At 56.7% G+C, this 17,221-nt stretch carries 17 protein-coding genes; 4 read left to right on the forward strand and 13 right to left on the reverse strand.

Going from position 1 to position 17,221, the window contains the following annotated elements; translation table 11 throughout:
* Window positions 1-152: 152 nt before the first annotated feature.
* Window positions 153-1,355 (forward strand): MalY/PatB family protein, encoded by a 1,203-nt coding sequence (locus ACN0V1_RS09350; RefSeq protein WP_417544742.1) that lies wholly within the window; start codon window positions 153-155, stop codon window positions 1,353-1,355.
* Here ACN0V1_RS09350 and ACN0V1_RS09355 read toward each other — a convergent pair.
* Genes ACN0V1_RS09355 through ACN0V1_RS09365 form a run of 3 tightly spaced genes read right to left on the reverse strand, consistent with a single transcriptional unit; the run spans window position 1,339 to window position 4,150 of the window.
* Window positions 1,339-1,692 (reverse strand): hypothetical protein, encoded by a 354-nt coding sequence (locus ACN0V1_RS09355; protein ID WP_417544743.1) that lies wholly within the window; start codon window positions 1,690-1,692, stop codon window positions 1,339-1,341. The genes ACN0V1_RS09350 and ACN0V1_RS09355 overlap by 17 nt on opposite strands.
* A gap of 21 nt (window positions 1,693-1,713) precedes the next feature.
* On the reverse strand, window positions 1,714-2,655 hold the full coding sequence (locus ACN0V1_RS09360; protein ID WP_417544744.1) for a DMT family transporter: 942 nt from the start codon (window positions 2,653-2,655) through the stop codon (window positions 1,714-1,716).
* Window positions 2,656-2,701: 46 nt separating this feature from the next.
* Window positions 2,702-4,150 carry a succinylglutamate desuccinylase/aspartoacylase family protein gene (locus tag ACN0V1_RS09365; RefSeq protein ID WP_417544745.1) on the reverse strand — a complete coding sequence of 483 codons (1,449 nt, stop codon included), beginning with the start codon at window positions 4,148-4,150 and terminating at the stop codon, window positions 2,702-2,704.
* A 202-nt stretch (window positions 4,151-4,352) separates the two neighbouring features.
* On the opposite strand from ACN0V1_RS09365, the gene ACN0V1_RS09370 reads away from it, so the two are divergent.
* Window positions 4,353-4,511 carry a YqaE/Pmp3 family membrane protein gene (locus tag ACN0V1_RS09370; protein ID WP_144777495.1) on the forward strand — a complete coding sequence of 53 codons (159 nt, stop codon included), beginning with the start codon at window positions 4,353-4,355 and terminating at the stop codon, window positions 4,509-4,511.
* Between the two features lie 17 nt (window positions 4,512-4,528).
* Here the strand turns inward: ACN0V1_RS09370 and ACN0V1_RS09375 are convergent, their stop codons facing one another.
* Window positions 4,529-6,166: an MBL fold metallo-hydrolase gene (locus ACN0V1_RS09375; protein WP_417544746.1), complete on the reverse strand. Its 1,638-nt coding sequence runs from the start codon at window positions 6,164-6,166 to the stop codon at window positions 4,529-4,531.
* A 166-nt stretch (window positions 6,167-6,332) separates the two neighbouring features.
* Between ACN0V1_RS09375 and ACN0V1_RS09380 the strand changes: the two genes are divergently transcribed.
* Entirely contained in the window at window positions 6,333-6,758 is a 426-nt protein-coding gene (locus ACN0V1_RS09380; RefSeq protein ID WP_417544747.1) for a thioesterase family protein, read from the forward strand.
* Here ACN0V1_RS09380 and ACN0V1_RS09385 read toward each other — a convergent pair.
* The 5 genes from ACN0V1_RS09385 to ACN0V1_RS09405 all read right to left on the reverse strand — a co-directional run bounded on the left by ACN0V1_RS09385 (window position 6,744) and on the right by ACN0V1_RS09405 (window position 11,508).
* A complete protein-coding gene (locus ACN0V1_RS09385; protein ID WP_417544916.1) occupies window positions 6,744-8,036 on the reverse strand; it encodes an MATE family efflux transporter in 1,293 nt (430 codons plus the stop codon). The two genes, ACN0V1_RS09380 and ACN0V1_RS09385, sit on opposite strands and share 15 nt — an antisense overlap.
* Before the next feature lie 311 nt (window positions 8,037-8,347).
* Entirely contained in the window at window positions 8,348-8,845 is a 498-nt protein-coding gene (tpx, locus tag ACN0V1_RS09390; RefSeq protein WP_417544748.1) for a thiol peroxidase, read from the reverse strand.
* Between the two features lie 69 nt (window positions 8,846-8,914).
* Window positions 8,915-10,126 carry a Bcr/CflA family multidrug efflux MFS transporter gene (locus ACN0V1_RS09395; protein ID WP_417544749.1) on the reverse strand — a complete coding sequence of 404 codons (1,212 nt, stop codon included), beginning with the start codon at window positions 10,124-10,126 and terminating at the stop codon, window positions 8,915-8,917.
* Window positions 10,127-10,348: 222 nt separating this feature from the next.
* A complete protein-coding gene (locus ACN0V1_RS09400) occupies window positions 10,349-11,260 on the reverse strand; it encodes a LysR family transcriptional regulator (protein WP_417544750.1) in 912 nt (303 codons plus the stop codon).
* Window positions 11,257-11,508 (reverse strand): hypothetical protein, encoded by a 252-nt coding sequence (locus ACN0V1_RS09405; protein ID WP_417544751.1) that lies wholly within the window; start codon window positions 11,506-11,508, stop codon window positions 11,257-11,259. The genes ACN0V1_RS09400 and ACN0V1_RS09405 overlap by 4 nt, the downstream gene beginning before the upstream one ends.
* 76 nt (window positions 11,509-11,584) lie before the next feature.
* Between ACN0V1_RS09405 and ACN0V1_RS09410 the strand changes: the two genes are divergently transcribed.
* Window positions 11,585-12,478, forward strand: coding sequence for an acyltransferase (locus ACN0V1_RS09410; RefSeq protein WP_417544752.1), 894 nt, complete (start codon window positions 11,585-11,587; stop codon window positions 12,476-12,478).
* Window positions 12,479-12,512: 34 nt separating this feature from the next.
* Here ACN0V1_RS09410 and ACN0V1_RS09415 read toward each other — a convergent pair whose 3' ends face one another.
* The 4 genes from ACN0V1_RS09415 to ACN0V1_RS09430 all read right to left on the reverse strand — a co-directional run bounded on the left by ACN0V1_RS09415 (window position 12,513) and on the right by ACN0V1_RS09430 (window position 17,211).
* Window positions 12,513-12,734, reverse strand: coding sequence for a hypothetical protein (locus ACN0V1_RS09415; protein WP_417544753.1), 222 nt, complete (start codon window positions 12,732-12,734; stop codon window positions 12,513-12,515).
* Between the two features lie 72 nt (window positions 12,735-12,806).
* Window positions 12,807-14,783, reverse strand: a complete 1,977-nt coding sequence (locus tag ACN0V1_RS09420) for a ribonuclease R family protein (protein WP_417544754.1) — start codon at window positions 14,781-14,783, stop codon at window positions 12,807-12,809.
* A gap of 70 nt (window positions 14,784-14,853) precedes the next feature.
* On the reverse strand, window positions 14,854-16,572 hold the full coding sequence (locus tag ACN0V1_RS09425) for a diguanylate cyclase domain-containing protein (RefSeq protein ID WP_417544755.1): 1,719 nt from the start codon (window positions 16,570-16,572) through the stop codon (window positions 14,854-14,856).
* Between the two features lie 189 nt (window positions 16,573-16,761).
* The gene (locus tag ACN0V1_RS09430) at window positions 16,762-17,211 is read right to left on the reverse strand and encodes a DUF411 domain-containing protein (RefSeq protein WP_417544756.1); all 450 of its coding nucleotides are present in this window, start codon (window positions 17,209-17,211) and stop codon (window positions 16,762-16,764) included.
* Between the last annotated feature and the right edge of the window lie 10 nt (window positions 17,212-17,221).

A 17,221-nucleotide genomic window follows, 5' to 3' on the forward strand; every position in this document is an offset into this window, starting at 1 on the left:
GCAAGTATGTGGGTAACTCGGCAAGTATTATTGCATTCCGTTCGACCAAAGCAGAATGCCAGTGTGCGAAGGGGCGAGTTGCGGGGGCGACAATACCCACCCACAATAAGAGCCAGAGTTACCCGATTGCTGACCGATTGTGGAGTACGCCAGTGACAGACTTTTTTGATCAGCCCCTTACGCGGGAAAATACCTGCTCGGTAAAGTTCGATGCCCGCAGGGCGGTGTTCGGTCGTGAGGATGTGATTCCGGTCTGGGTGGCCGACATGGATTTTGCCGCCCCTGAGGCCGTCACCCGGGCGCTTGCAGAGCGTGCCGCGCACCCGGTTTACGGGTATACCCTGTTTCCCGATAGCCTGTTCCAGTCAATAATGGACTGGTTTCGTGAGCGCCATGGCTGGGACATTCAGCGCGAATGGATTCTGATGGCGCCGGGTGTGGTGCCGTCCCTGCACGCTGCCTGTATGGCCTATGCGGCCCCGGGTGAGGGCGTGATTGTGCAACCACCGGTGTATCCGCCGTTCTTCAGCTCCGTGCAGCTCAGTGGCCGGGTGGTGATTGAAAATCCGCTGGTCTGTGACGATGAAACCGGGGAATACCGGATGGACCTGGAGCATCTGGAAGCCTGTGCTGCGCGCCCGGATGCCAAGCTTCTGATGCTGTGTTCGCCCCACAACCCGGTCGGACGTATCTGGTCGGAACAGGAGCTCAAGGCCGTGCTGGATATTGCCCGTCGCCATGAGCTGACGGTGATTTCTGATGAAATCCACTGCGATCTCACCTTTACCGACAAACCCCGACACCGGATGTTGGCAACGCTTGCCGGGCGGGACGATGCCCTGATAACCGCGGTGGCGCCGAGCAAAAGCTTTAACATGCCGGGGTTAGGCTTGTCCGCTCTGATCATACCGGATAGGGAACAGCGCAATGCCATGAAAGCGGTGTTCGATTCCATGCACCAGCCACAATGTAATCCATTCAGCATTGCGGGATTTGAAGCGGGTTATCGCTATGGTGCCCCCTGGCTGGATGGCCTGATGGCGTATTTACAAAAGAACCGGGATTTTGTGGTGGAAACGGTTAACGCCCGCCTGCCTGGCATTCGAACCAGCGCGCCCGAAGGCACCTACCTGATGTGGCTCGATTGCCGAAACCTGGGCATGAATGATGCCGCTTTGAAACGGTTTTTTGTGGAAGACGCCGGCGTGGGTATGAGTCCCGGCATCTCATTTGGTGAGCAGGGCAGTGGTTTCATGCGGCTCAACATCGGCTGCCCCACGACGGTACTGGCCGATGTGCTACAGCGTATTGAAGCGGCACTGCCAGCCATCCGACGGACTACTGACCAACCATAGAACAGTGATCGTCGACAAGTTCCCAGCGCGATGGCTCGTTCATCCCCGGCATATCTCCGCTGGTTTTTTCAATGGCTTTCCACACTTTGCTGCCGTGGAAGGCCATTTCACCCTCTTGGTAGGTCTCGGCCCAAAGCCACTGTTCCGGGCGCTCACAAAGGCCAGCCTTGTTTTCACCGACTGTGCCGGTTGAGTTTGTGGCTGGGTCTGGTGGTTTAACCTGGGAGGGCTCATTACTCTGGGCGTTGGCGGCAGAACCGAATGCTGTAATACATAAAACCAGCAGCGACAACGCCAGCGTACGATGAGCGGATCTGAAAGTGGATGTCATAAGCATGATTGGCTCCTTAAGCATTTGTCAGGACAATTTGCTGTAATCCGGTGCTTGTCGGCCGGCTCGCGTTGCCAGTAGTAACCCGGCGAGGATAAACGCACCGCCAATAACATGGAACAGCCCCAGCGATTCTCCAAGGAAAACACTGGCGAGAATCGCGGCAAACACCGGTGTCAGGTAAATGAAAATGGCTGCTCGCGAAGGGCCAATGCTGTGCACCGCGTAATTCCAGAAGCCGTACGCCAGAATCCCCGGGAAGATCGCGAAGTAGGCTAGCGGCATAGCCGTTTGCCGGGTCAGCTCAAAGCCCCCTGAGAAGAACAGCAGGTCGCCGAGATAAAACGGCAAGATAACCAGTGCACCAAGCAGAATTTGGGTGCTGAGGAAGGTAAACCCGGGCAGAGGTACGGCCTGGCGCCTGAGCAGTACGGAAAACAGGCCCCAGCTGAACACGGCGGCCACCATGATCAGGTCTCCCGGTTGGGCTTGCAGGCCAGAGAGTACCGAAAAATTCCCCCGTGCCACCACGGTGAGAATGCCAAATATCGCCAGGCCAATCCCCAGCGCCTGAATCGGTCGGGTACGATCGCCCAGGACAATCCATGCCAGCAGGGATACGAAAATCGGAATGGTGGCATTGATCAGGGCGATGTTGGTGGCTGTGGTGGTAACCGCAGCAACATACAACAGTGAGTTGAAGGCGCCAACGCTGAACGTAGCGAGCACCAGCATTGAACCCAGATGCTGGCGGATCACTCTGCGGTGTCGCCAGATACCGGGCAGGGCGAAAGGCAGTAAAATGGCGAGCGCGATCACCCAGCGCCAGAACGCCATGGAAAGGGGCGGTATGCTGTCAACAGTGCCCCGTGCAACAACGGCATTGCCGGCCCAGAACAGTGGGGTCAGAACCAGGCCTGCGTAGGTGAGAGTGGCAGATCTGGCTGGACTGTTTCCTGATGAAGACACATCAGCTCCTGTCGGTCATTCGCGAAAGCGCATAAACGATAGGGTACTATTCTCCTGGAACTTTTGCCTTGGTACCAATGTGGTAAGCGGCGAAACCCGCCATAACCACCTGATCCACTGCCATGCCAATTATGCGGCCATCGCTACTGGCGTTAATGGGGTACTGGGCATTGGTGATCGGGTCCGCGATATACCCAAGAACCTGACCCATGGAAACCTTAGCGCCAAGTTGAACCTTGCTGAAAAGAATGCCGCCGTGGTTTGCCCGTACCCAGGCCGAGTCGTAATACACCGGCTCCGGGTCCCCCCACACAAACACGCGGGAGATCATCCCCTGTTTTTCCATCAGGCTGGTCAGGCTGTTTACGCCGGCATCAATCTGGTGCTCCTGAATGCGATGGGACTCGCCGGCCTCCAGCGTTACCGCACGAATGCCTGCATTGACGGCTGCGGTGCGGAGCATTCCGGGTGAACCGCTGCTGTGCACCACCGCCATGCGATCAAAACCCCGGGTGAACTCTGCAACCGTAGGGTTGTTCATGTCGGCGCGAAGCTGTGGCAGGTTGGTGCGCTTCAAAGAGCCGGTGTGAATATCCACCAGCATGTCGCAGTGCCGGATAATGTTTTCGAAAAGCGAGTTGGCAATCCGGTCAGCCAGGCTGCCATTCGTGCTGCCGGGAAAGTGCCGGTTCAAATCACGGCGATCCGGCAGGTAACGGCTGCCCTGTTCGAAACCGGGCAGGTTTACGATGGGGATGCCCACTACGCTGCCGCTCAGCTTCGCTGGATCAAGGTCGTACATGGTCTGGCGGATAATCTCGATGCCATTGAGTTCGTCGCCATGAATCGTGCTTGTCAGACAAAGAGTTGGGCCCGCATTGGCGCCATTAACCACCAGTACCGGGGTGGGCTGCGAGAGGCCGGCAATCTGAATGCCGGATGACCAGCCCAGGCGCGTGGATGTGCCAGGCAGGACTTCACTGCCAAGCAAAACGAGATTTTTGGCGCGCGGCGGCTCTTTGGCCTCGGGTTCGGGTATCGGTTGCTCTTGGGGTTCTGTTGCAGCGTTGGGGGTGATGTCTTCCCCGGCTTCGCGAATTTCCTGGTCTTCGCTGCCCGGGCTTTTTTGACTGCCGGGATCCGCCGGTGGCTCCGGAGTCGGTGCCAGCGCTACGTCTTTAAGGTCAATATTGGGCGCTACTTTTTTGGGCTTCGGCTTCGGCTTCGGCGTGGGCGCAGGCTTTGGTTTCGGGTTTTCCGGCGCAGCATCTGCGGCGGGCGCAGACGCCTTGCGGGCTTTTCGCAGTGGCTCCGACTGCTCCACATCTTCAACGCTTTCATCTTCCGCCAGCTCTGCCAGCAGAATCTCACGGGCGGCCTTTACCTGTTTTTTGTCGGCGGGTGGGTCTGCCATTGTTACGGCAGGCACAGCCAGCATCAGCAGGCATAGAAAGGATTTAATATCGGTCAGCTTGTGCAGCATGGAAAACAGCATGATTCCTCGCGGGTCATCTAAAAGGGCCCAAGGATAAACGTCGAGTGGTGCTCATGAATATGGCAATAACAAAGGTTTAATGCCGTTTTCATACTGTTACGATGAACTTCAGGCAAACTTGTGCAAAGTTACTGGTTTAGCCATCTTGCAGGGGGAATGTCTGCAAGCATGTCAGTTATAACCGACGGAGGGAGTAAACAATATGGACCTTTTGCGAATTCTTATTGCTATTTTGTTACCGCCGCTAGGCGTGTTCTTACAAGTAGGTATTGGGAAGCACTTCTGGATCAACATACTGCTGACCCTTCTGGGCTATATCCCCGGCATCGTGCACGCGGTGTACATTATCGCCAAAAAATAGAAACCGGCAGGCGCGGCTCAGGTTGTTGGCGTGGACTGCCAGAGCCCGTCTTCCTGCAAGGCCCGGCCATCGGTCTCCAGCTTCAACAGATGGGCCAGTGCTGAGCGGGCGGCGACACCGTGAATGGCCGTTGGCACATCACCATAGGCCTTGCTGGTCAGGTCTTTCAGGCTCACGGGGGACAGTGTGTCGAGAGCCCTTGCAACCTTGTGCTCCCGCGACAGGCGGTGGGTGATCAGGTAATCGATGATGGCCTCCGGGTTACCCATCAAAAAGCCGTGCGCCGGCGCTATATAACGAACGGGCTCAGCCAGCAGATCGTAGAGTGACTCCAGATAGGCTTTCATATCACCGTCGGGTGGATTTATAACCACCGTTGAGCCCTGCATGATGTGATCCCCCGAAAACAGCAGCTCCTGGTCTCTCAGCAGAAAACAAAGGTGGTTGGAAGCGTGTCCCGGTGTGTGCAGCACTTTCAAGGTGCCGGCATCGGTGTTGATCAGATCTCCGTGCTCAGGCTGTTGGTCGGGCGCAAACTTCTGATCTTGTGAGGCACCTTCCGGGGCTGATTGGCCATAAACCTTGCAGCCGGTTTTGTCCTGCAGTGCACGGGTGCCTGGGGAATGGTCAAGATGGGTGTGAGTGACGATGACAGTGTCAATCTGCCCCCCGGTCACTTCCAGAATCCGCTCAATATGCCCCGCATGGTCCGGGCCGGGGTCCAGAACGGTAAAGCGCTCGTGCCCCAGAATGTATGTGTTTGTGCCCGGGCCGGTCATCACGCCGGGGTTGGGCGCAGTCAGGCGGATCACGCCTGCTGCAACCTCAACCGCTTCACCGGGAACAATCTCCGATTTCGTGGTACCTGCACCCTCCGGATCCAGCTTTGCAGCTTCATCGTAAGCTGGCGCACCAGGCTCCAGAATCACCGGTTTACCGCGTCGGATGGCTGGCCATGGCTGGCTGGGGTAGGATTCCGGCGGATTCGCCCAGGCATAGCGCATCAGGGTTTCGACGGTCTCAAAGTCCCGTAGAACCCGCAGCGTTCTTATGGTCGGCAGTGTCATTAATCGATGGCCCGCGCGATGCTCTTCCAGTGCTTGTGCCGGGCTGAGCCAAACGTGGCTGATGGTTTCTTCGCCATCATGGCTTACGCGCTGGTTCTCTGGTGCTTCAGTTACAAAGAACCGGGTATCGAAGCGCCGGGGAGGGCCGGGTGGGGTAATCCAGTGGCTCAGGTAGGCCATCCGGTCCAGCGGGATCGTCAGCTTGTGCTTTTGGCAAAGTTCAGCCAGAGAGAGCTCGCCCCTGAACACGGCCTTGCGATCATCATGAGCGGCGTGATCTCCGCTGATTGTGCGCCGGTCGGCATCGACGGCCAGCAGCACGCCGGCTTCTTCAAAGCATTCGCGGACAGCGGCCAGCATATAATCTGTACCACCGTCGCTCAGGCTCATGGTGTGGCTGATTTCAGTGTCTTCCGGGCCAGCTGCGTGCTTACGCCCATGGGATTCCTTCTGATCCACCGCGCCGCCAGGAAAAACGTAATAGCCGGGCAGAAACACCGCGTCCCAGGTACGTTGTAACAGCAGTATCTCAATGCCGTTCGGGGTATCCCTTACCAGTGCCAGCGTGGCAGCAGGTCGAATATCCATAGTGTTTCCGTTATTCAAAACTGTAACCCCAGCGCTAAAACATCAAAAATGAAGATAACCGATTTTCGCGACCAGTTCATGAGATGGACACCTTAACTTAACAGAGTATCATCCGGTTCCGCGTCCCGACACTCTCCGACACCTTGCCAGACAGGTACCTTCCACAGTGGCCCGAATCGAACTTTCTTTCCCTGACGATGTATTCCGTTTCGAAACGCGCATGCAGGTTCGAACGACCGATATCAACGGCGCCAATCATCTGGGCAACGATGCTCTGGTATCGATGCTATCTGAAGCGCGAGCCCAGTTCCTGATAAGTTATGACATTCCAGAGAGCGACAGCGGCGATGAGGGTATTATCGTGACCGATCTGGCCACCATGTATCAGTCGGAATCATTCTTTCCGGAAATGCTGCGCTTTGAGGTCGGTGTAATGGACTTCAACAAATACGGTGGCGATTTTGTGTTCCGGGTGACCAAGGTCGAGAGCGGTCAGGCCGTTGCCCTCGCAAAATACGGGTTCGTGTTTTTTGATTATCACCAGAAGAAAGTGGTGCCCATGCCGGAGAGTTTCCGGTCACGCTTCGCCTGAATTCTTCCCGCCCTTGCGAAGGTGCTTCATGCCGGTGCGATAGAAACTGTATGCCATGACGCCGGCGAACAGGTTGCCCACCAGAGCACCGCTCATCAGGCCATAGATGCCGTTGAGCTGACTGCCTAGCCACAACAGTGGCAGGAAACACAGAAACAACCGCAATGTCGAAACCAGTAACGCCCTCATGGCCAGGCCAAGGGCGTTGCACACCGACACCATCAGCATGCACACCCCAAGGCCGCTGTAGCTGAGCGGCACTCGCACAAGGTAGGCTCCGAGCAAGCCCTGAACTTGTTGGTCGCTACTGAACAGTTCGGAGACAAGGCCGGAGGCGATCAGCCAAAGCAGGCCAATGGCCAGTTGCCAGATCACCACAAAGCGCACCGCCAGCCTTACCAGCTTGCGAATCTGTTCTATGTCTCCGGCACCCAGCATGCGGCCGATCATCGGTGGCATGGACATGGTGAGCGCAAGTACTACCACAATGGAGAAAAACTCAAGGCGTGTCCCTAACCCCCAGGCGGCAACAGCGGCCGAGCCGAAGCCGGCGACCATGGCGGTTGCCAACATGGCTGATGCAGGCGGCATGAGCTGGCTGACCATGGCGGGGGCCATAATGCTGTTGAGCTGTTTGAGGGCGCGGCCCAGAGCGAGTTCGCGAAGATCGAAGCGTGCCCAGCCGCGTTTCAGCAGTTTTGGGTATATAAACAGGCAGCCGACGCCAAAAGAGGTAACCGTGGCCCAGGCGGCGCCGGGTAGCCCCCAGTCGAATACGAAGATATACAGGGGGTCGAGGGCAATGTTGGAAAGGCTGGTGGCCACCATCATGTAGCCGGGCAATTTGGTGTCGCCGTGGGAGCGACAAATGCTGTAACCGAAGTAGAGAAAGGCGCCGATCCAGGCGGAGAACAGCCAGGGTACCCAATAACTGCGCACCAACGGAAGCAGGGCATCTTCTGCCCCGAGCGCGGTCATGATCGGACTTTGCAGAAGCCACAACCCGACACAGAGTACGAACACCAGTGCGCTGCCAACGATCGTGACCAGGCCGCCCAGGCGAAAGGCCCGGAGTTCGTCACCCACACCGAGCGTCCGCGAGATGATGGCAGTAGTGGCAATGCCCAGGCCCACCTGCAGTCCGATGATGAGCTGATGCATGGGGATCGTGAAGCCGAGTGCGGCCAGTGGATCGCGGCCAAGCTGGCCGATAAAGGCGCTGTCAGCCAGCTGGAACGTCATCAGCGAGAGCACGCCAAACAGCATGGGCCAGGTCATGGTGTAGAGCTGGCGGGGGAGGCTGGCGGTTTGGGTGGTATTGCTCACGGGTTTGGGCTGATGCCTTGGTCTTGGATTGGGGTGCTGGAGTCTAACAGGTTTGTTTTTTTGTTTGGGAGTTAGCCTTCCGGGCGGCAGCGCCTTTGCAGACACGCCGTAAACCCATCCATGGGGGCTTGGCATTGCCATCCCTGGCAATGCACAGTCTGCAAAGGCGCTGCCGCCCGAAAGGCCTCATGTTCTGATAAAGCCTGCAGAACACAATTCTTTGACGTGCTCGGGCCTGTTTCAGCCCGGGTGAAGGGTCAGAATCAAAGCACCTTCAGCGCTGCATCGTAGTCGGGCTCGTCTTTGATTTCGTTGACGAGCTGGCTGTGGATAACGTTGTTGTCCTCATCGAGAACCACCACGGCCCGGGCGCAAAGGCCAGCCAGTGGACCGGTCTGAATGCTGACGCCGTAGTCCTGCTGGAAGCTGTAGTTCCGGAAGGATGAAAGCGTTATGACGTTTTCCAGGCCTTCTGCGCCACAAAAGCGGGCTGCTGCAAACGGCAGGTCGGCGGAGACAACCAGTACAACGGTGTTATCCAGGGCGCCGGCTTTTTCGTTGAACTTGCGAGTCGAGGCGGCGCATACGCCGGTGTCGATACTGGGGATGATGTTCAGAATCTTGCGTTTTCCAGCCCAGTTATCGAGTTTTACGTCTTCCAGGCCACTGTTGGTCAGTGTGAAGGGAGGCACGGTGTCGCCGATTTGTGGAAACTTGCCGCTCAGTTCAATGGGGTTGCCGTCGAGAGTTACTGTGCTCATGGGTTGCTCCTTGTTTTCCATATATGTTCAGAACCAGCTTACTCTGTTTAGACCATTTTGGATGAGTTTTCATCCCCGTTGTGGCTCGAACCCGGGAGCAGGATGACGCTGAACGAATAGCAGGTAGCTTGCGAGGGAGCAAACGGCGCAGATGGCAATGATGGTTGCCATCACCAGTGAAGTGCCGTTATGCAGGTAGCCCACGAGCATGCCGGCGAAGGCTGCGACTGACATTTGTGCGAAGCCGAACAGCGCCGAAGCGGAGCCGGCCATGCGCGGGAAATTGGCCATGGCGCCTGCCATGGTCTGGGGCAGAACCATGCCTGTGCCGACCATAAACAATGCCTGGGGCAGGATAACGGCCCACACACTGAAGATTTCAGCGAGTGCCAGTGCAACCATCAGGCCGCCCGCGGTGACGGCAATAAGCAGCCCGCGCACGAGGATCTGGTCTGGCACCAGTCGGCTGCCAAGGCGGATCGCTGAAAGGTTGCCGGTTACATAGCCAACCACGATGCCGGCGAAGTACAGGCCAAACTGTTGCGGTGGAACTTCAAGAAAATCGATCAGTACGAACGAGGAGCCGGAGAGAAACGCAAACAGCCCGGAGAATATCAGCGCGTTGGTCAGGGTATAGCCAAGAAAACTGATATCGGTGCCTATGGCGCGATAGTTCCGTAACAGGCTGCAGAGTTTAAGGGGTTGGCGGTATTCTGGCCGCATTGGCTCGGGAATGCCGAAGGCGACCACCACCGCCATGATCAGGGCATAGCCGCCCAGTGCGAGGAAAATGGAGTGCCAACCCAGACCGGCTACCATCAAGCCGCCGAGTGTGGGGGCCACTGCAGGCGCAAGTGCCATGATGCTGGCAAGAAGCGCCATGATTTTTGCGGCTTCACGGGGTGTGTAAATATCCCGGATTGCAGCACGCCCGAGAACTGGCCCGGCCGACCCGCCCAGCGCCTGCAAAAAGCGACACAGGATGAGGGTTTCAATATTGCTGGCAAGTGCACAGCCAATGCTGGCGATGGCAAACAGTACAAAGCCGCCAATCATGATCGGTTTGCGGCCAAACCGGTCAGCCAGGGGGCCGCACACCAGTTGCGCTATGGCAAAACCAACCATGTACAGGCTCAGGGTTAGCTGAACCTGGCTGGTGCCCGCGCCAAAATCACTGCCGATCTGCGGCAGTGCCGGCAGATACATATCGGTGGCCAGCGGCCCCAGTGCGACGGCGGCGGCGAGCAGTATGGTTGTCCATATACTGGTGAGTGCTAGCATTTATTGTCCATACATTAGGGGAGGCAGATGTGGAATGGGCTTTCCAAAACACGCTCCTTGCGGCACATCCATGTGGCGCTTGGGCTCCGCCATCCATGGCTCCGCACAGTTTTGGAAAGCCCATTCCACACCTGCAATCGACATTGGAGTGGATTCTAGGGGGAGTTTGGCTAAAAAATAACGGCAGTGCTGCTCATAGGATATATGAACAAAACTGATAGGTTATTCGTTCAGGCCATTCATGGTAGCCGCTACGGCGTTCACCTGGTTTCGTAACCAGCGGTGAGCAGGATCATTCTGATTGCGGCGGTGCCAGACCATCAGCAGGGTAAAGGGCTTGTAAGTGAAAGGTAAAGGCGCCCAGGCGAAGTCCCGGAGTAAGTGTTTGCTCATGCGCTCGGGCGCGGTCGCCAGCATGTTGCTGCCCCGAAGAAACTCCGGCAGGCCGGAAAAGTTGGAGACGGTAACCACGTTGCGGCGTGTCAGTCCGCGGGCAGTCAGCCCGGCTTCGAGGGCAGGTTTCTCGCCGCTGCCGAACATCAGGGCGATATGATCGGCCTGCAGGTAATCGGTCACGGTCTCTGGCGCTTCGCGCTGGCTGGGGTCGTAGAAAACCACCATGCGATCGCCCATCAGGCCTCTCTGCATGATGTCGGTGGCTTCCGGCGCGTGGGGCGAAATGATCAGATCACAGATGTCCTTGCGCAGCATGTCCGCGCTCGGAATCCCTGAGGCAATCACCTGCAGCATTATGCCCGGTGCCTGTTGCCTTAAGCGCTGCATCAACGGAGGCAGGAGCAGGTCCCGCTCGAAGTCATTCGCTGCAACGGTGAAGGTAAATTCTGTGGTTTCCGGCGTGAAGGGCGGGCCGGATGCCAGCGAGTGCATGTCGTCGAGAATCTGGCGAACGTGGGGGCCTGCCTGCACCGCATATCGGGTGGGAGCAATGCCACGTCCGGATTTGACGAAAAGAGGGTCGCCCAAGGCGTTGCGCAGCCGATCCAGAGTGTGACTGACCGCCGACTGGCTGACTCCCAGCTTGACTGCCGCGCGGGAAACACTGCCTTCGTCGAGAACCGCGACAAAGGTGTGGAGCGCACGGATATCAAGATTGAATGTATCAATAAGGTTCATGGATAGCAGTGTAATCCAGAACCGCCGTTCCCGGAACCGGACTTCACCATGGTGTCGTCGCTGCCCGCCCGCGCAAAATGATGGGCGTTGAAGTTGTTCAGTTGCACCTGCTCATCCTCAATCTGCTCAGTGCCCCGAGACTCCGGCCGTGCAGCGACAATGAAATCCATGGTAAAAAAACAAGGCTGTCGTGCACCGCCTGGCCGCGCTATGGCACCAGTGTCGTTTGCGGTTGGCGATGCGGTCACAATCGGCCACTGCCCATAGCCCTTGGTGATTGGTATGATTACCCATCACTGGCCAAATAATCACAACAGGAATTGCATGCTCAGCTTCCTACCTGCTCCCGTTATCGGCGTACTCAACTCCTTTTTGCTGGCGATCAACACACTGTTCTGGTGCCTGTTGCTCTATATTCCAGCGCTGCTGAAACTCATTATCCCTCACAAAGGCTTCCGGGTTCTCTGCACCCGCGTCATTATCTGGATTTCGGAATCCTGGGTGGCATGCAATACCGGCTGGATGAAGCTGACCCACGGCACGCAATGGCACGTAACCGGTGCAGAAAACCTGCGTCGTGAAAGCTGGTATCTGGTGCTCAGCAATCACCAGAGCTGGGTGGATATCTTTGCCATGCAGAGAGTCTTCAACCGCCGTGCACCTTTCCTGAAGTTCTTTTTGAAGCAGCAGCTTATCTGGGTGCCGGTTATCGGGCTTGCCTGGTGGGGCCTGGATTTCCCGTTCATGAAGCGCTACACGCGGGAGTATCTGATCAGGCACCCGGAGAAGCGCGGGGAAGATCTGAAAGCCACCCGCCGCGCCTGCGAGAAGTTCCGCTACACCCCGGTGAGCGTGATGAACTTTGTAGAAGGTACAAGGTTTACCCAGGCCAAGCACGACAAGCAGAAATCGCGCTATACCCATCTGCTGACACCAAAAGCCGGTGGTGCAGCCTTTGTTCTGGACACCATGGGGGATTCGATACAGACGCTTGTTGACGTAACCATTGCCTATCCTGGCGGCGCGCCTTCGTTCTGGGACTTTATTTGTGGTCGGGTGCCGGAAGTGAAAATGGAGATTCAGACGGTGGCCATTCCAGAGCACCTGAAAGGGCGGGACTACTCAACCGATGGCGAACACCGGCGCAACGTGAAGAACTGGCTGGCAGAGCAGTGGCAGGCCAAGGATGCCCGTCTGGAAGAAATGCTCCGCCGATAGAGCGCTTTAGCACCCTTGGCAGACTGGAGCGACTTCAGCCTTCCCTGTCGTCATTTTCCTTCTCGTCTGGCTCGACTTCATCGGGGTGTTCCCGCTTGTATCTTTCCCAGTCTTCCCAATCGTGAGGTGTGCCGGCATGGGGTCGGCGCAGGTGCTTGGTATGTTCTATCGCATTATGGCGAAGGCTGTGATCAGGGCTTTCCTCTTCCTTGTCGAAGCCGTGTTTTTTCAGAAACTCATCCGGGCTGATGGGCATGGCGCACCTCCGTGAAGGATCAAACTACTTCTACTGGTACGATGCGCCTGCCTCTATGGTTTTTCAACCGGCTCAGGGGTTGGCAGCTACAGGAATTTCGTCAGCATCCACCAGTTTGAAGTTAATTTGCCGGCGCTCTTCTTCAACCCCGGAGAAACGGACTTTTACAGCCTGCTCCACCTGGAAGATGCGGCCATTCTTGTTGTGAATCAGGCGCAGAGTGACCGGATCAAAGCTGTATTTGCCGTTCAGATCCTTACAGCTGACAAACCCTTCCAGCCCGTTCGCCTCCAGGCGCACAAAAAAGCCGGCAGGAATCGTCCGGCTGATCACGCCGCCCATCGGCTCCTCACCCAGAGTTTTTGCAAAGTCGCTTTTGAGCCAGGTTTCCAGGCTATTGGCCGCTTGGCGTGCCTTGAACTGAGTGCCCTGAAGTGCTGACAGTTGGTCGCTGCTCAACGCCTTCATGGGAGTGTCCCAGAGCGCGGCTTTGATCACGCGATGAACATAGAGGTCAGAATATTTGCGCAAGGGTGATGTGAATGTGGTGTAGGCGTTAAGCCCCATGCCTTGGTGCGGGGCGGCGGTAAATGCCAGTTCTGCCCGGGCCAGCTGGCGCGAGAGGATAGCCTTCACCGGCAATTCCGCATCCAGATCTGCCGTTTGCTTCATCAGCGCCTTGAAGCCTTCCGGTTTGGTGGCGTCGATGTCCGCAAGGTGTGGTGCATAACCTTCGATCAGGGCGCGTATGTTGTCTGTGCGGTCGTCCCGGAGTCCCGGGTGCTGGATAAACAGACCTGATGGCTGGTTGGCCAAAAAATCCGCAGCGCAACGGTTGGCCGCCACCATGCACTCTTCTACCAGACGATGTGCTTCGTTCTGTACTGAAGGCTCAATGCTGCGAATGCGCCGGTTTTCGTCCAACCTGAGCCGGAATTCGGGCCGGTCACCGCTGAGCAGAGCGTGTTCGTTGCGCCATTTGCGCAGCGCGGTCGCGGCCTGATGGAGCTGGTCCAGGCTATTGGCAACGGCGTCAGGCAGGGCTTTGATGTCTTCGTCTTCGCGCCCTTCAATCAGGTTTGATACCAGATCATAGCTGAGCTTTGCCCGGGAGCTGATGACCGCCTGATGGAAGCTGTAGTCGCCCAGAGTGCCATCGTTATTGACCTGCAGGTCACAGACCAGCGCCAGACGTTTTACTTCGGGCATCAGTGAACACAGCCGGGTGCTGATGGTGTCTGGCAACATGGGGAGAGGATCGCCAGGGAAATAAATGGCGGTTGCCCGGTTGAAGGCTTCCTGCTCTGCCGCGCTTTCCGGGTCAATGACCGCAGAGGGGTCGGCAATGGCAATGGACAGCGCCCAACCCGTGGCATTGGGCTCAGCCAGCAGCGCATCGTCCATGTCCTGAGTGGCGGGACTATCGATAGTGACATACGCACGGTCGGTGCGGTCTTCCCGCCCGGCGGCAAGGGCTTCTATAGCCGCTTCGTCGAGGCTTTCCGCCTGCTGTACAACGGAAGCGGGCCAGGCTTCTGCCAGATCGAAGGTGGCCAGCGTAAGAGCGCGTTCAATACCCGCCTCGCCGGCTTTGCCAATGACCCGGAGTACTTTCGCCTGGCCTTTGCCATCATGGATCGGATGTTTGTGTATGCAGCAGTAGAGATAGTCGTCTGGCTGCGCGTTCATGCGTTCTTTCGGGGGAATAAAAATCCAGCGGTTGATGCCCGGCGTTTCCGGCACCACAAAATGCCCTTTGCCCTTCACCAGATAGCGTCCAACAAAGGTACTCAATCGGCTCTCAATGAGCTCGTCCACCACTCCCTGGGTTTTGCCTTTATCCACTTCCTGCTCGGTGACATTAACCCGATCACCCGGAAGCACTTTTTGCATCTCTTCGGGAGGCAGGAACACATCCCGTCCCTCATCCAGAGCGACGAATCCGAAGCGGCCGTTGGTGGCTTTAACCGTTCCCGGAGAAACGACTTTGCTTTCCTCAATATCAGACTTTAGCTGGCGCAACTGGTTGAGAGCGTCGGCGTTGAGCATGGGTTAACCTGGCTGAAAAAATGAATGATGAAGCGGAGTATAACGTTTATAGCCAGACGAGTCAGACCCGTTACGCGGGGTTAATTTCCGTATCTTCCGGGCGACCAATGCAAACGCGGTTGCGGCCCTCATTCTTGGCACGGTATAGGGCTTTGTCTGCATTCCGCAGCACCGTATCGATGTTGTCACCGGGCTTTGAGAAATAGCCACCAACGCTTATGGTGACAGGCGTGCCGGTTTTGCAGCTTTCCTGCTCAACGGTCTCGCGAACACGCCGGGCGACATGTTCCAGCGTTAACAGGTCGCAGGGGGCAAGCAGAATTACGAATTCATCACCGCCCCAACGCCCCGGGTGATCATAGGGGCGAACGCCGGCTTTCAGCCAAAGAGCGACACGGCAGAGGATTTCGTCGCCGGCCTGATGGCCAAGTTGGTCATTGATTGATTTGAAGTGATCAATGTCCAACCAGATGACGCCAAAACCGTTGCCTGATCGTTCTGCCCGCTGAATTTCCTCATCCAGCGCCTCGTCCAGTCCCCTGCGGTTTTTCAGGTTTGTGAGCGGGTCAATGCGAGCCAGACGGTGCAGGTCGTCGGTACGTTGGACAACTTTGTTTTCCAGTTCACGAGTGGTGTCACGCAGGCTCTCGGTCATTTTTTCAAAGTGGTCGACGAGACGCCCGATTTCGTTATCCGGTTTATCCAGCCGGGGCAGCGTAAAGCTGCCGCCGCGAACTTTTTCCACTGCTGCTTCCAGCCCTACGATGGGCTTGACGATGCGCGACTGGATAATGAGGTGGAACACAATCAGTGTGATCAGGAGGCTTGCGATAAAAACAGCCACAAGAGGCCACAGATAGCTTTTGGGCAGCAGCGTGTTCAGATCAAGAAGTGTTATTTCAAACCAGCCAATTGCAGGCAAAAAAGCCACGCCGGCCAGGTTTTTGCGGCCATCTACGGTGACAAAACCGCTCTCGAAGTGACTGACCTTGCCAGAATTTTTCTTCAGCAATTGCAGCATGCCGAGAATTTTCTGTTTGTCTTCGGGGGCGTCAAACAACAGGTCGACCGTGTTTTTCTGGCCTTCGGGCTTGATAACGCTCGCAAAATCAATGTAGTTGCGGTCCCGGTACAGCTGTATCGCACCATTGTAATCTACAAACAGAGTGGTGATACCTTCCTGGTTAATATCGACGATATCCTGCAGAAAGGCGTCGAGGTTCAGGCCAGTGCCGACCATACCCACAATCTGTTTTGCAGAGTTGCGCATCAGGACATCGATCCAGAGCTTGGTAACGCCCAACTCCGTATCCGGATTCACGTTCAGGTGAAAATCACGGCCCTCTTCGATCAGCTTGTAAAACCAGGCATCATCAGGCTTTTCAGGGTTAAGAACGTAACGGAATTGCTTCCCGGCAAACTCATTTTTTTCGTTATTGAAGTAATACCGTCCATTTTCTCTGAGCGCGACAAAATAGCTGCTGTCGCGAAAGTTGGCGCGGAAGCTTTCCATTTCGCGAATAGCGTCATCTTCGAGGGCCTGGTCGCCAGTGTCGCCAGCCCAGTTGATGAGCGCAGTGGAGTCTGCCATCTGACGGGCGAGGCCGATCTCGCGCTCCAGGGATTGCAGGAGGCGGGCGCTGTCATAGCGCACCTGTATCTCAGCAACCTGACGCCCCCAGCGTTCGATGAGGTCTTCGGAGAGCTTTTGGTAAGCTAACCATGAAGCACCTGCAGCGATAACGATCAGGGCGGCGGCAATGCTGAGAAACCGGGATTTAAGGCTCAAAAACTTCCGTCTCCGTTTTCCGGGGGATCGGGAGCAATCATAGAGCACAGGCTGGCGGGTGTGTAGAAAAGAATGTCAGAAAAGCGTGAGAACCTGTTACAGATCAGCGCCGGTGCTTCTATCGCACCGGTACTGATCCGCGCTTCATGCGAAGGTCACTCTGGGCTGATCATTGTCCGCTGGCTACGGCTAGTTGTGCTCGGAATACACCTTGGTCTGGCCGTTGTCGTTAAACATCAGTACCTGGTAATGATCTTTGCGGTCGCCCATTTCCATACCCGGTGAGCCGGCGGGCATGCCAGGCACGGCAAGGCCTCTGGCTTTGGGGGCGTTGGCGATCAGCCGGTGAATGTCGTCAGCAGGTACGTGGCCTTCGATCACGTAGTCACCCACAAAGGCGGTATGGCAGCTCGCCAGGTTGGGACTGAGCCCGGCCTCCATTTTGACGCGGTTCATGTCTTGGGTTTCGGTGACTTCCACCTCAAAACCGTTGCTTTCCAGGTGGTCGACCCAGTCTGTGCAGCAGCCGCATGTGGGCGACTTGTACACGTGAATGCTCTGTGCAGCGCCCGCTGCCAAAAGTGGGGTGCTAAAGCCGAGGGTGGCGACCAGGGTCATTCCGAGAATCTGTTTTTTCATGGTTTTTCTC

The organism is Marinobacter sp. (genome assembly GCF_048266785.1).
Classification (GTDB): Bacteria; Pseudomonadota; Gammaproteobacteria; order Pseudomonadales; family Oleiphilaceae; genus Marinobacter.

What these genes read in the sequence shown, in the direction of transcription:
- ACN0V1_RS09370 (WP_144777495.1), top strand. Translation starts at nt 4,353, where the DNA reads ATGGACCTTTTGCGAATTCTTATTGCTATTTTGTTACCGCCGCTAGGC.
- ACN0V1_RS09355 (WP_417544743.1), bottom strand. Translation starts at nt 1,692, where the DNA reads ATGCTTATGACATCCACTTTCAGATCCGCTCATCGTACGCTGGCGTTG.
- ACN0V1_RS09365 (WP_417544745.1), bottom strand. Translation starts at nt 4,150, where the DNA reads ATGCTGTTTTCCATGCTGCACAAGCTGACCGATATTAAATCCTTTCTA.
- ACN0V1_RS09420 (WP_417544754.1), bottom strand. Translation starts at nt 14,783, where the DNA reads ATGCTCAACGCCGACGCTCTCAACCAGTTGCGCCAGCTAAAGTCTGAT.
- ACN0V1_RS09400 (WP_417544750.1), bottom strand. Translation starts at nt 11,260, where the DNA reads ATGAACCTTATTGATACATTCAATCTTGATATCCGTGCGCTCCACACC.
- ACN0V1_RS09375 (WP_417544746.1), bottom strand. Translation starts at nt 6,166, where the DNA reads ATGGATATTCGACCTGCTGCCACGCTGGCACTGGTAAGGGATACCCCG.
- ACN0V1_RS09430 (WP_417544756.1), bottom strand. Translation starts at nt 17,211, where the DNA reads ATGAAAAAACAGATTCTCGGAATGACCCTGGTCGCCACCCTCGGCTTT.
- ACN0V1_RS09395 (WP_417544749.1), bottom strand. Translation starts at nt 10,126, where the DNA reads ATGCTAGCACTCACCAGTATATGGACAACCATACTGCTCGCCGCCGCC.
- ACN0V1_RS09415 (WP_417544753.1), bottom strand. Translation starts at nt 12,734, where the DNA reads ATGCCCATCAGCCCGGATGAGTTTCTGAAAAAACACGGCTTCGACAAG.
- tpx (WP_417544748.1), bottom strand. Translation starts at nt 8,845, where the DNA reads ATGAGCACAGTAACTCTCGACGGCAACCCCATTGAACTGAGCGGCAAG.
- ACN0V1_RS09385 (WP_417544916.1), bottom strand. Translation starts at nt 8,036, where the DNA reads ATGACCTGGCCCATGCTGTTTGGCGTGCTCTCGCTGATGACGTTCCAG.
- ACN0V1_RS09410 (WP_417544752.1), top strand. Translation starts at nt 11,585, where the DNA reads ATGCTCAGCTTCCTACCTGCTCCCGTTATCGGCGTACTCAACTCCTTT.